Origin of the sequence: Promicromonospora sp. MEB111 (assembly GCF_030209445.1) — a bacterium.
In the GTDB taxonomy this organism is placed as follows: domain Bacteria; phylum Actinomycetota; class Actinomycetes; order Actinomycetales; family Cellulomonadaceae; genus Promicromonospora.
Map to the genome: position 1 here is coordinate 18,420 of NZ_JARVSD010000027.1, position 13,124 is coordinate 31,543.

Consider the following 13,124-nt stretch of genomic DNA (forward strand, 5'->3'; position numbering starts at 1 on the left):
CTGCCCTCTGATTGCGCCATCGAGCCGATCCTACGGGTTTCGGGGTGAATGTTCGGTGCCGGATACGTGTCCGGCAGGGGCTCCGGGTAACGATCCCGGCACGGTCACACCGACCCAGGGGTGACCGTATACCGTCCGCCTGGGACAGCGTCCCAGGCCAGGCGCACGCGGCCCGACGACGCCGGCCCGCCGGGGCCCGTCACGACCGCTCGTCCCGCCGCGTCGCGGACACGACGGACGTGCTCAGCGTCACCTCGACGTTCACCCGCCGGCGCCGGCTCACGCCCGCGGCGGCGCCGTGCTCTCGCGGATCTTGAGCTCCACCGGGACCACCTCGTGCAGGTCGGCATCCTCGCCGTGACCGTCGGCACCACCCGCACCGGCCCGGACCTCGCTCACCAGCCGGGCCACCAGGCGCCGGCCGATCTCGCCGAAGTCCTGCACCACCGTCGTCAGCGGCGGCCAGAGGTACTCGGCCAGCAGGATGCCGTCGAACCCCACCACGGACACGTCGCCCGGCACCGAGCGGCCGGCCTCGTGCAGCGCGCGGAGCACGCCCGCGGCCATCTCGTCGTTGGCGCAGAACACCGCGGTGACCCCGGGGTCCGCGGCGAGGCGGCGTCCGGCGTCGTACCCGGAACCCGCCGTCCAGTCCCCCGGCACCACCTCGGGGACGGGGCGGCCGGCCGCGACGAGCGTGGCGCGCCAGGACTCCTCACGGAGCTGCGCGGGAGCCGACCCGGCCGGCCCGCGCACGTGGTGCACCGTGCGGTGCCCCAGGTCCAGGAGGTGCTGGGTGGCCTGCCGGGCGCCGTCGACCTGGTCCGCGCCGACGGCGGGGTGGTGGCCCACGAACCGCGAGTCCGACACCACCACGGGCAGCCGGGACGGCAGCGCGAGCCGGTCAGGAGTGACGGTCTCGGCCCGGACGATCACCAGCCCGTCGATGGCCTGGTGGGAGAGCCGGGTCGCCGCGGCGGAGACGACGTCGGACGACGGGTTCTCGACGTCGATCAGCGTGACCGTGTAGCCCTCGTTGCGCGCCGCCTCGACCACCGCCTCGATGGTGCGCGACTCGCCGGTCCGGGCGAGCCCGTGCGCGATCATGCCGATGGTCCGGAAGCTCCCGTACCGCAGCGCCCGGGCCGCGGTGTTCGGGGCGTAGCCGAGCTGCGCCATCGCGGCGAGCACCTTGTCCCGCGTCGCGGGACGCACGTTGTCGAGCCCCATCGACACCCGGGACACGGTCTGGGTCGACACTCCCGCCAGCACCGCGACATCGCCCAGGGACGGACCTCTGCCCTCCACGGCATCCACCTCCTCGTGATGTGCCTCGCACCGGTGTGCGCTTGACACCTCCGGTAACTCACGAGCACCCTAGTCCGCGTCACCATGTTTACGTCAACACGACGACATGCTGACCTCACTCGTGAAGGAGCGACTTCCCTTGACCACGCTCGCATCGCCGCCGGCCGTGCCCAAGACCCTGGGGCGTGCACGACGCCGCTCCCGCTGGACCGGATGGGGGTTCGTCGGACCCTTCATGGCCGTGTTCGCCCTGGTCTTCCTCGCGCCGATCGTCTACTCGCTCTGGTTGAGCCTGTTCCAGACGCAGCTCGTGGGCGGCACGTCGTTCGTAGGATTCGACAACTACGCCCGGGTGCTCAGCGACCCGCAGTTCTGGGACGGCGCCGGCCGCGTGACGCTGTTCCTGCTGGTCCAGGTACCGGTGATGCTCGGCATCTCGCTGCTGGTCGCCCTCGCGATCGACAGCGGCCGCCTGTACGGGCGCGACTTCTTCCGCCTGACGATCTTCCTGCCGTACGCCGTGCCCGGCGTCGTCGCCGCCCTGATGTGGGGCTTCATGTACGGCGAGCGGTTCGGCCTGGTCGGCAACATCAACGACCTGTTCGGCACGAGCATCCCCGACCCGCTGGCGTCCGCACTGGTGCTCCCCGCGATCGGCAACATCGTGACCTGGGAGTTCGTCGGCTACAACATGCTGATCTTCTACTCGGCGCTGCGCGTGGTCCCCGCCTCGCTGTACGAGGCCGCGGAGATCGACGGCGCCGGCCCGTGGCGGGTGATCTCGGCGATCAAGCTGCCCGCGATCCGCGGCGCCCTGGTGGTCGCGACGATCTTCTCGATCATCGGCTCGTTCCAGCTCTTCAACGAGCCGAGCATCCTGCAGCCGCTGTCGCCCAACTACATCTCGACGCACTACACCCCGAACCTGTACGCCTACTCGCTGTCCTTCTCCGGCCAGCAGTACAACTACTCGGCCACGGTGGCGATCATCATGGGCGTGCTCACGATGCTCGTGGCCTACGTGGTGCAGCTGCGCGGCATGCGCAAGGAGGCCTGAGCCATGACGAACGTCCTGATGACCGCGCCCACCGTGCGCCCCCGCAAGTCCCCTCCGCGCCTGCGCAACAACCGCCGCACCTCGCACGCCCGGCCCACGCGCAGCGTCCTGCTGACGGTGCTGACCGCCCTGATCGGCCTGTACGCGCTGATCCCGCTGGTGTGGCTGCTGATCAACGCGACCAAGACGCAGCCCGACCTGTTCAGCTCGTTCGGCCTGTGGTTCAGCGGCGACTTCGCCCTGTGGGACAACATCACCGGCGTCCTGACCTACGACGGCGGCGTCTTCGGGCGCTGGTTCCTCAACACGCTGCTCTACGTGGTGGTCGGTGCGGGCGGTGCCACGCTGCTGGCCCTGCTCGGGGGCTACGGCCTGGCCAAGTTCGACTTCCCCGGCAAGCGCGCCGTGTTCGCCGTCGTCATCGGCGCCGTGGCCGTGCCCGGCACCGCCCTGGCGGTGCCCACGTTCCTCATGTTCGCCAACCTCGGCCTGACCAACACGCCCTGGTCGGTGATCATCCCGTCGCTCATCTCGCCGTTCGGGCTCTACCTCATGTGGACCTTCGCGGCCGACGCCGTGCCCGACGAGATCATGGAGGCCGCCCGGATCGACGGCGCCAGCGAGGCCCGCACCTTCTTCCAGGTGTGCCTGCCGATGATGGCCCCCGGCATCGTCACGGTGCTGCTGTTCACCGTGGTGGCGACGTGGAACAACTACTTCCTGCCGCTGATCATGCTGCGCGACCCGGACTGGTACCCGCTGACGCTGGGCCTGAACGCGTGGAACGCCCAGGCGACGACGGCGGGCGGCGAGGCCATCTTCAACCTCGTCATCGCCGGCTCGCTCCTGACGATCCTGCCGCTGATCGTGGCCTTCCTGCTCCTGCAGCGCTACTGGCAGTCGGGTCTGGCCGCCGGCAGCGTCAAGGAGTGACCCGAGCCGGGCGGCTCGTGCCGCCCGGCTCCCCAGAGCCTTCCCCCCAGACAGATCCGACTGACGATGAAGTGAGAGGAACCACCATGACCATCCGCCACCACCGCGCCCTGGGCGTGCTCGCCGCGGCGAGCGCCCTGGCGCTCACCCTGACCGCGTGCGGTTCAGGGTCCGACGGCGGCGACGCCGCGGAGACCGTCTCCCCCGAGGACGTCTCCGCGGCCCTCGAGGAGGGCGGCGACCTGCTGGTCTGGGCCTGGGAGCCCACGCTGGACCAGGTCGTCAAGGACTTCGAGGCCGAGTACCCCAACGTGAACGTCGAGCTGGCGAACGTCGGTACCGGCAACGACCACTACGTGGCCCTGCAGAACGCGATCAGCGCGGGCTCGGGCGTGCCCGACGTCGCGCAGATGGAGTACTACGCCCTGCCGCAGTTCTCCATCGGCGAGTCGCTGGCCGACCTCGCGCCGTACGGTGCGAGCGAGCTCGACGGCACCTACTCCCCCGGCCCGTGGGGCGCCGTGACCAGCGGTGACGCCGTGTACGGCCTGCCGATGGACTCCGGCCCGATGGCCCTGTTCTACAACGCGAAGACGTTCGAGAAGGCCGGCGTCGAGGTGCCGGCGACGTGGGACGAGTTCGTCGACGCCGCCAAGAAGCTCCACGAGTCCGACCCGAACACGTACATCACCGCGGACAACGGCGACGCCGGCTTCGCGACGTCGATGATCTGGCAGGCCGGCGGCCACCCCTTCGCGGTGGACGGCACGGACGTGACCGTGGACCTGGCCGACGAGGGCTCGACCAAGTTCGCCGAGATGTGGCAGCAGCTGCTCGACGACGACCTCGTCGCCGACGTGCCGGCCTGGTCCGACGAGTGGTTCCAGGGCCTGGGCAGCGGCGAGATCGCGGCCCTGGTGACGGGCGCCTGGATGCCCGCGAACCTGGAGTCCGGCGCCGCCCCGGCGTCCGGCGACTGGCGCGTCGCGCCCATGCCGCAGTGGACGGCGGGCGCCACCGAGACCGCCGAGAACGGCGGCTCCGCGCTGTCGATCACCCAGGCGAGCGAGAAGAAGGCGCTGGCCTACGGGTTCCTCCAGTACGCGAACGCCGGTGACGGCGTCGCCACCCGCCTGGAGGGCGGCAACTTCCCGGCGACGCTCGCCGACCTCACCGACGAGAAGTTCCTCGCCGAGGAGTCCGAGTACTTCGGCGGGCAGAAGATCAACGAGGTGCTCTCGGCGTCGGCCACCGGCGTCGTCCCCGGCTGGCAGTACCTGCCCTACCAGGTCTACGCCAACAGCATCTTCCCCGACACCGTGGGCCAGGCCTACACGGGCTCGACGCCGCTGACCGACGGCCTGGGCGCCTGGCAGGAGTCGATCGTCAAGTACGGCAACGAGCAGGGCTTCACCGTCTCCGAGTGAGCCGCGGCTGAGCTGACCGGACGACGGCGGGGGGCCTTCCCCCCGCCGTCGTCCCGTGTCCCCACCCAACCCCCACGCCTCGTGCCTCTGCCGCACGACCGCACCCCCCGAGGAACCACACATGGCCACGTTCGAGATCGGACCCGAGGACTTTCTGCTCGACGGCGAGCGGATGCAGGTCGTCAGCGGCGCGCTGCACTACTTCCGCGTGCACCCCGACCAGTGGGCCGACCGGATCCGCAAGGCCCGGCTCATGGGCCTGAACACCATCGAGACGTACGTGCCGTGGAACTTCCACGCGCCCGACCCGGACACGTTCGACCTGACGGGACGACGCGACCTCGGCCGGTTCCTCGACCTGGTGGCCGCCGAGGGCCTGCACGCCATCGTGCGGCCGGGTCCCTACATCTGCGCGGAGTGGGACGGCGGCGGGCTGCCCGGCTGGCTGTTCGCCGACCGGGCCGTGGGCGTGCGCCGGCACGAGCCGCGGTTCCTCGCGGCGATCGGCACGTACTTCGCCAACCTGCTGCCGCTGGTGGCCGAGCGTCAGGTGACGCGCGGCGGGCCCGTGCTCATGGTGCAGGTGGAGAACGAGTACGGGGCCTACGGGAACGACCCGGTGCCGGAGCGCCAGAAGTACCTGCGCGCGCTCGTGGACCTCACGCGCGAGCAGGGCATCGACGTGCCGCTGTTCACCTGCGACCAGGCGGACGACGAGATGCTCGCCCGCGGCGGCCTGCCGGAGCTGCACAAGACCGCGACGTTCGGCTCGCGCAGCACGGAACGGCTGGAGATCCTGCGGCGGCACCAGCCGACCGGCCCGCTGATGTGCATGGAGTTCTGGAACGGCTGGTTCGACTCCTGGGGCCTGGAGCACCACATCGCCCCGGCCGAGGCGAACGCCGCCGACCTGGACGACCTGCTCGCGGCCGGCGGGTCCGTGAACCTCTACATGTTCCACGGCGGCACCAACTTCGGGCTGACCAGCGGCGCCAACGACAAGGGCATCTACCGGCCCATCACGACGTCCTACGACTACGACGCGCCGCTCGCCGAGGACGGCACGCCCACCGCCAAGTACCACGCGATGCGCGAGGTCATCGCCCGGCACCTGCCGGTCCCGGACGCCGGGACGCCGGATGCCGACGGGCCGGCCGCGGCGCCGGTGCTGGACGTCGACCTGTCCGCCCAGGTGCCGCTGACCCACGCGCTGCCGAGCCTGCTGCGCGAGGACCTTGCTGCGTTCACGTCGACGCCCACCACCGACGACCTGCGGCTGTGGTCGGGTTTCGCCGTCTACCGCACCCGGATCCAGGCCGACGACCTCGTGCTGACCGTCACCGAGGTGCGCGACCGCGCCGTCGTGCTGGTCGACGACGAGCAGGTGGGGGTGCTCGACCGCGCGTCCCACACCTTCGCCGTCGCGCTGCCCGCCCGCGCGGGCGACCTCACGCTCCTGGTGGAGGACCAGGGCCGGGTCAACTACGGGCCCCGGATCGGCGAGCCCAAGGGCCTCGTCGGCCCGGTGCGCACGGCGACCCGCACCCTGGACGAGTGGGAGGCCGGTGCGCTGCGCGTCGAGGACGCCCCGGAGCTGCTGCGCGCGGCGCTCGACGCGCCGGGGCGTGCGCTGCCGGTCGCGGCTCGTGGTGTGCGGCCGGTCGGGGCCGGGCTCTACCGCGCCACGTTCGACTCGGTCGGCGGGGCCGACCACTTCCTCCGGCTCGACGGCTGGACCAAGGGCCTGGCCTGGGTCAACGGCGAGCTGCTGGGCCGGTACTGGAGCCTCGGCCCCACGCACACGCTGTACGTGCCGGGCCCGGTGGTGCGCGACGCCGGCAACGAGCTGGTGCTCCTGGAGCTCCACGGCGCGGCCGACGCGCGGGCAGGCTTCGTGGCGGCGCCGGCCCTGGGCATCACGGAGCAGTAGGCCGCGCCGCCGGCCGTTCCGGCGGCCGGCGTCGACCAGCCCCCGCAGGTCGGCATCCTCTTCGAGACCTAAGTTTCTTCGCTTTCGGGTCGCCCAAAGCCAAGAAACTTAGGTCTCGAAGGGGAGTATCCCCGCGGCAGATCGGACAAGTCCGTCGGCCGAGTCAGCCCGTCAGGTGGTCGGCCTGGACCGGCTGCTTCGTCAGACGGCGCGGGCGCCCGCCTGCCAGACCTGGTGGATCAGCGGGACGCCCGGGCGGTACGCGAGGTAGGTGTGGCTCGGGGCGTCCAGCACGGTCAGGTCGGCGCGGGCGCCCACGCCCAGGTGTCCGACGTCGTCCCGGCGGAGCGCCAGGGCCCCGCCCGCCGTCGCCGACCAGAGGGCTTCTGCCGGGCTCATCCGCATCTCGCGCACCGCGAGCGCCACCACGAACGGCATGGACGACGAGTAGCCGGAGCCCGGGTTGCAGTCCGTGGCCAGGGCGACGGGCACGCCCGCGGCGAGCAGCCGGCGGGCGTCGGGGTACGGGGACCGGGTGGAGAACTCGATCGCGGGCAGCAGGGTCGCGACGGTGCCGTGCCCGGTGCCCGGCCCGCCGTCCGCCGGGCTCCACGAGTCCGCCAGCGCGGCGACGTCGGCGTCGGTCAGGTGGGTGCAGTGGTCCACGCTCGCCGCCCCGACCTCGACCGCGAGCCGCACCCCCGGACCGGCCGAGAGCTGGTTGCCGTGCACCCGCGCGCCCAGCCCCGCGCGCAGCCCGGCCTGGAGGACGGCGCGCGCCTCGTCCTCGTCGAACGCCGTGGGCGCGGCGGGCTCGCAGAACACGTCGACCCAGCGGGCGTGCGGCGCGCAGGCGGCGAGCATCGGGCCGGTCACGAGGCCGACGTACCCGGCGCGGTCGGCGGTGTACTCGGCGGGGACGGTGTGGGCGCCGAGGTACGTCGTCTCGGGCGTGAGCTCGCGGGCGATCCGCAGCGTGCGAGCCTCGGTGGCGACGTCCTGGCCGTAGCCGCTCTTGATCTCGACGGTCGTGGTGCCCTGCGCGAGCATCTCGCGCACGAGCGCCCGGCCGCGCGCCCGGAGCTCGTCCTCGCTCGCGGCGCGGGTCGCGGCCACCGTCGTCGCGATGCCGCCGCCGGTGTAGGGCTCGCCGGTCATGCGCGCGGCGAACTCGGCGGCCCGGTCTCCCGCGAACACGGTGTGCGAGTGCGAGTCCACGAACCCGGGCAGCACGCAGCGCCCCTCGAGGTCGACGACGACGTCCGCCGCCGGGGCCGACGCCGCCGGCCCCGTCCACGCGATGCGCCCGTCCTCGACGATCACGGCGGCGTCCGGCACGACGCCGATCCCGTCGGCCGCGGTTCCCCGCCCGCCCGGCACGGTCCCGCCCTCGGCCGGCCCCGACCCGTCGTGCGCCGGGTCGTTGGTGACCAGCTCGCCGATGTTCGTCAGCAGCACGCTCATGCGTCGCTCCCCCTGGTGATGTCGTGTGCGGTGTTCCTCGCGGTGTCGCGCCCGCGTACGGGTGCCCCCGCGGGCCGACCCGCGCCGTGCCCCCGCTCCGCCGCGGCCCAGATCTCGTCGACCGCCTCGGCGAGCATCCGTGCCACGTCGCCGGCCCGGTGCGCGCCGTCGCGCACCACCAGCTCGCCGCCCGCCACGACGTCCGACACGTCCGCCGCGCCCGCGACCAGGGCGACCTGCGCGGGGTCGGTCCCGGCCGTGCGGGCCGTGTCGAGGCGCACCGCGACGAGGTCGGCGGGCGCGCCCACCGCGATCCGGCCCGCGTCGGGCCGGCCGAGCGCCGCGTGCCCGGCCGACGTCGCCATCCCGATCAGGGTCGCCGGGTCGAACGCGCCGCGCCGGCCGCCCGCGAGGCGCTCGTGCTCCTCGACGCCGCGCGCCTCCGCGAGCACGTCGGCGCCCACGTGCTGGTCCGTGCCGACCGACAGCGGGCTGCCCGCGCGCAGCAGCCGGAGACCGGGGGCGATGCCGTCGGCGAGGTCGCGCTCCGTCGTCGGGCAGAGGCAGACGCCCGTGCCCGAGGCGCCGAGCAGCGCGACGTCGTCGTCGGTCAGGTGCACCGCGTGCACCGCGGTGGTGCCCGGACCGAGCGCCCCGGCGTCGTGCAGCAGCCGCGTCGGGGTGACGCCGAAGGCCGCGAGCGCCGCCTCGTTCTCCCCGGGCTGCTCGGACAGGTGGACGTGCAGCGGCGCGCCGGCGTCCCGGGACCAGCGGGCGACCGCGGCGAGCTCGGCCGGCGCGACGGCGCGCACGGAGTGGGCGGCGGCGCCGACGAGCACGCGGTCGTCGTCGGCCCAGGCGGCGCGCAGCGCGTCCACGCGCCCCGCCCACCGCTCGACCGTACCGTCGCCGAACCGGGCCTGCTCCGGCGCGAGCGGTTCGTGCCCGCGGGGGCCGAGACCGCCGTGCAGGTAGCAGGTGTCGAGCAGCGTGAGGTGCACGCCGGCGTCGCGGGCCCCTCGACGCAGGGCCTCGGCCATGGCGTTCGGGCCGCCCTGCGCCGCGGAGTACGGCGCCCCGTCAGGGCGGTGGTGCACGTAGTGGAACTCGCCGACGGCGGTGGTCCCGCCGAGCGCCAGCTCCGCGAGGACGGCGCGGGCCAGGCGTTCGTACCGGTCGGGCGTCAGGGCCGCGGCCAGGGCGTACATGCCCTGGCGCCACGTCCAGAACGATCCGCCGTCGGCGTGGGTGCGACCGCGCAGCGCGCGGTGGAAGGCGTGCGAGTGGGCGTCCGCGAGCCCAGGGAGCACGATGCCGCGCAGCAGCACGTCGCCGTCCGACGCCGGGGCACCGGGCTCGACCGCGACGATCCGCCCGCCGGCGGTCTCGACCCGAACGGACCCGACGACGTGGCCGGGGGCGCCGGACCCGGCCGACACGGCGCCGGTTCCGTCGCCGGGACCGCCGCCGGTGACGCCGTCGGGCGCACCGCCGGGCGCGCCGCCCGGTGCACCGCAGGGCGCCTCGCCCGGTGCACCGCCGGGCGCCTCGCCCGGCGCCGGCAGCCAGGCCCGCTCGCACCAGAAGCTCGTCACGGCTCTCCTCTCACGTTCCACGCTCTCTCGCTGTTCGGTGATCCTCTTCGAGGCCTATGTTTCTTCGCTTTCGGCCCTGTCAAAGCGAAGAAACTCAGGCCTCGAAGGGGATCATGGCGGGCCCGGTCGGCCTGGTCAGCCCGGTCGGCCCGGCGGGGCGACTCGGCCCGGCGGCAGGGCCGGGTCCGTCAGCAGGTCCGGGTCCGTCAGCAGGTCCGGGTCCGTCAGCAGGTCCGGGTCCGTCAGCGGGTCCGGGTCCGTCAGCAGGTCCGGGTCCGTCAGCAGGTCCGCCAGGACGGCGGTCAGGGCCTCGACCCCGGCGTCGCAGTCGGCCTGCTCGGCGTACTCCACCGGAGAGTGGGACACCCCCGTCGGGTTGCGCACGAACAGCATCGCGGTGGGTACGCCGGCCGCGGCGAGGATGCCGGCGTCGTGCCCGGCGCCCGTGCCGATCACCGGCGCGGGGAGGGCGGAGCCCGGCCTCCCGACGACGTCGGCGAGCCGCGCCGCGAGCGCCGGGTCGAATACCGTGGCCGGCGTCCAGGACTCCTCGACGGGCCGCCACCCGGCCAGCCCCCGCCCGCCAACGCGGGTCCAGCCCCTCTCACCGACCCCAGCCCCGCCGTCGGCCGTCGAACGTAGGGTTGCTCGCTCCGTGAGCCCTGATGCGCCGACGACTCCTACGCTCGGCGGCTCGCTGCCCGACAGCTCGCCGCCCGACAGCTCGCTGCTCGGCGGATCACCGATCACCGAACGGACGGCCCGTTCCGTTTCCGCGCGGGCGTCGATCCAGGCGCGCACCCGGGACGGGATCGCGTTGACGCCGTTCGGCTCGACCTCGACCTTGGCCAGCGTCGCGAGCGCCCCGGCCGGCTCGGCGGCGGCGCGGACGTCGGTGATCAGGCGCGCGAGGTCGAGCATCGGGTCGTGCCGGTGGGCCAGCGGTGTGGTGCCGGCGTGGTTGGCCTCGCCCGCGAGGTCGACGCGCCAGCGGCCGTGCGGCCAGATCGCGGCGCCGACGGCGACCGGTGCCGCCTCGTCGGCGGGCAGGTCGGCGAGGTACCGACCCTGTTCCACGTGCAGCTCGACGAAGACGCCGATCCGCGCCAGGGCCTCGTCGTCGCGGCCGTAGTGGTCGAGCCGCGCACCGCCGTCCGAAGCCCCGCTCGTCCGGCCCACCCCGCCCGTCCGGCCCACCCCGCCGGTCGGGCCGACCCGTCCGAGCACGTCCGCGAGGCTGTCCCCCGCCCGGTCCCGCAGCGCGAGCAGCCGGTCGGCCCCGACGGTGCCGGTGACCGCCCGCGAGCCGAGGCAGGCGAGCCCGAACCGGGCGCCCTCCTCGTCGGAGAAGTTCACGATCCCGAGCGGCCGAGCGGGCACGACGCCGTCGGCCCGCAGCGCGTCGAGCGCCGCGAACGCGCTCGCCACGCCCAGCGGGCCGTCGAACGCGCCGCCGCCGGGCACCGAGTCGAGGTGGCTGCCGGTCACGACGCCGGGCCCCTCGGCGTCCGGGTCGCCCCACCACGCCCACTGGTTCCCGGCCCGGTCCACGGTCACGTCCAGCCCCCGCGCCGCGGCCTCGGCGGCGAACCACTCGCGCAGGGCCAGGTCGTGCACGGTCCAGGCGAACCGCTCGTACCCGCCGGACGGCGCCCGCCCGACGTCGGCGATCGCCTCCAGCAGCCCGCCGACGCGGATCAAGCCCGGACCCGTCACGCCCCCTCCCGCATCGGCACCCGCAGCCCGCCGCGCTCGGCGGCGGCGACGGCGTCGTCGTACCCGGCATCCACGTGCCGCAGCACGCCCGTCGCCGGGTCGTTCGCGAGCACCCGCGCGAGCTTCTGCGCGGCGAGCGCCGTCCCGTCCGCGACGGACACCTGTCCGGCGTGGATCGAGCGCCCCATGCCCACGCCGCCGCCGTGGTGCAGCGACACCCACGTCGCACCCGACGCGGTGTTGACCAGGGCGTTCAGCAGCGGCCAGTCCGCGATGGCGTCGGAGCCGTCGGCCATCGACTCCGTCTCCCGGTACGGCGAGGCCACCGAACCGGAGTCCAGGTGGTCACGCCCGATCGCGAGCGGTGCGGAGATCTCCCCCGAGGCGACGAGCTCGTTGAACCGCAGCCCCGCGACGTCGCGCTCCCCGTGCCCGAGCCAGCAGATGCGGGCGGGCAGCCCCTGGAAGGCGACCCGGTCCTGGGCGGCGCGGATCCAGCGGCCGAGGTGGTCGTCGTCCGGGAACAGGTCGAGCACGGCCTGGTCGGTCACGGCGATGTCCCGCGAGTCCCCGGACAGCGCAGCCCAGCGGAACGGGCCCTTGCCCTCCGCGAACAGCGGCCGGATGTACGCGGGCACGAAGCCCGGGAAGTCGAACGCCCGGCCGTAGCCGCCCTGGCGCGCCTCGTCGCGGATCGAGTTGCCGTAGTCGAACACCTCGGCGCCCGCGTCCTGGAAGCCCACCATGCCCTCGACGTGCCGGGCCATCGACTCGCGCGCCCGCTCGGTGAACCCCTCCGGGTCCTTCTCGGCCTCTGCGGCCCAGTCCGCCAGCTCCACCCCCGACGGCAGGTAGGACAGCGGGTCGTGCGCCGAGGTCTGGTCCGTCACGACGTCCACCTCGACGCCGCGGCGCAGCAGCTCCGGCACGACGTCGGCGGAGTTGCCGACCACGCCCACCGACAGCGCGCGCCGGTCCTTCTTCGCGGCCAGCGCCAGCTCGACCCCTTCGTCGAGCGAGGACGCGACGACGTCGAGGTAGCGCGTCTCGACGCGCCGGTGCAGGCGGGCCGGGTCGACGTCGACCACGAGGCACACGCCGCCGTTGAGCGTGACCGCCAGGGGCTGGGCGCCGCCCATCCCGCCGCAGCCGCCGGTCAGGGTGAGGGTCCCGGCCAGCGTGCCGCCGAACCTCTTGGCGGCCACCGCGGCGAACGTCTCGTACGTGCCCTGGAGGATCCCCTGGGTGCCGATGTAGATCCAGGACCCGGCCGTCATCTGCCCGTACATGGTCAGGCCGAGCTGCTCCAGACGCCGGTGCTCGGGCCACGTGGCCCAGTCGCCCACGAGGTTGGAGTTGGCGATGAGCACGCGCGGCGCCCACTCGTGGGTACGCAGCACGCCCACGGGCCGTCCGGACTGGACCAGAAGGGTCTCGTCCTCGCGCAGGTCCGTGAGGGAGCGGACGATCGCGTGGTAGCTCGGCCAGTCCCGCGCCGCCCGGCCGGTGCCGCCGTAGACCACCAGGTCGTCGGGCCGCTCGGCCACCTCGGGGTCGAGGTTGTTCATGAGCATGCGCAGCGGCGCCTCGGTCTGCCAGCTCCGGGCGGTCAGGGTGGTGCCGCGCGCGGCGCGGACGGGTACGGGGGTCCCCCGGTCGTACGGCTGGTTCACTTGGGTCTCCTTCGGCTCGGG

Annotated in this window: 9 protein-coding genes; 4 read left to right on the forward strand and 5 right to left on the reverse strand. The window is 73.9% G+C overall.

Translation table 11 applies throughout. The features are described from left to right. Positions 1-279 precede the first annotated feature (279 nt). Positions 280-1,317 carry a LacI family DNA-binding transcriptional regulator gene (locus QRN56_RS25775; RefSeq protein WP_285108127.1) on the reverse strand — a complete coding sequence of 346 codons (1,038 nt, stop codon included), beginning with the start codon at positions 1,315-1,317 and terminating at the stop codon, positions 280-282. Between the two features lie 97 nt (positions 1,318-1,414). Between QRN56_RS25775 and QRN56_RS25780 the strand changes: the two genes are divergently transcribed. The 4 genes from QRN56_RS25780 (at position 1,415) to QRN56_RS25795 (ending at position 6,655) form a co-directional block, all read left to right on the forward strand. Beyond that, positions 1,415-2,365 carry a carbohydrate ABC transporter permease gene (locus tag QRN56_RS25780; RefSeq protein ID WP_502928840.1) on the forward strand — a complete coding sequence of 317 codons (951 nt, stop codon included), beginning with the start codon at positions 1,415-1,417 and terminating at the stop codon, positions 2,363-2,365. A gap of 3 nt (positions 2,366-2,368) precedes the next feature. Continuing rightward, positions 2,369-3,298: a carbohydrate ABC transporter permease gene (locus QRN56_RS25785; protein WP_285108132.1), complete on the forward strand. Its 930-nt coding sequence runs from the start codon at positions 2,369-2,371 to the stop codon at positions 3,296-3,298. 86 nt (positions 3,299-3,384) lie between these two features. Further along, entirely contained in the window at positions 3,385-4,725 is a 1,341-nt protein-coding gene (locus QRN56_RS25790) for an ABC transporter substrate-binding protein (protein WP_285108134.1), read from the forward strand. Between the two features lie 121 nt (positions 4,726-4,846). Next, positions 4,847-6,655, forward strand: a complete 1,809-nt coding sequence (locus QRN56_RS25795) for a glycoside hydrolase family 35 protein (RefSeq protein WP_285108136.1) — start codon at positions 4,847-4,849, stop codon at positions 6,653-6,655. 201 nt (positions 6,656-6,856) lie between these two features. Here the strand turns inward: QRN56_RS25795 and hutI are convergent, their stop codons facing one another. From hutI to hutU, 4 genes are all read right to left on the reverse strand, one after another. Then, positions 6,857-8,119, reverse strand: a complete 1,263-nt coding sequence (hutI, locus tag QRN56_RS25800; RefSeq protein ID WP_285108138.1) for an imidazolonepropionase — start codon at positions 8,117-8,119, stop codon at positions 6,857-6,859. Beyond that, the gene (locus QRN56_RS25805) at positions 8,116-9,714 is read right to left on the reverse strand and encodes a formimidoylglutamate deiminase (RefSeq protein ID WP_285108140.1); all 1,599 of its coding nucleotides are present in this window, start codon (positions 9,712-9,714) and stop codon (positions 8,116-8,118) included. Before QRN56_RS25805 ends, hutI begins: the two co-directional genes overlap by 4 nt. A gap of 135 nt (positions 9,715-9,849) precedes the next feature. Continuing rightward, entirely contained in the window at positions 9,850-11,430 is a 1,581-nt protein-coding gene (locus QRN56_RS25810; protein ID WP_285108142.1) for an allantoate amidohydrolase, read from the reverse strand. Further along, complete coding sequence (gene hutU / locus QRN56_RS25815; protein ID WP_285108144.1) at positions 11,427-13,103, reverse strand: urocanate hydratase; 1,677 nt, start codon at positions 13,101-13,103, stop codon at positions 11,427-11,429. Before hutU ends, QRN56_RS25810 begins: the two co-directional genes overlap by 4 nt. Positions 13,104-13,124: the final 21 nt, after the last annotated feature.

Excerpts from the sequence above, each read along its gene's own strand:
- QRN56_RS25795 (WP_285108136.1), top strand. The coding sequence starts at position 4,847 with ATGGCCACGTTCGAGATCGGACCCGAGGACTTTCTGCTCGACGGCGAG.
- QRN56_RS25785 (WP_285108132.1), top strand. The coding sequence starts at position 2,369 with ATGACGAACGTCCTGATGACCGCGCCCACCGTGCGCCCCCGCAAGTCC.
- hutI (WP_285108138.1), bottom strand. The coding sequence starts at position 8,119 with ATGAGCGTGCTGCTGACGAACATCGGCGAGCTGGTCACCAACGACCCG.
- QRN56_RS25790 (WP_285108134.1), top strand. The coding sequence starts at position 3,385 with ATGACCATCCGCCACCACCGCGCCCTGGGCGTGCTCGCCGCGGCGAGC.
- QRN56_RS25780 (WP_502928840.1), top strand. The coding sequence starts at position 1,415 with ATGCTGACCTCACTCGTGAAGGAGCGACTTCCCTTGACCACGCTCGCA.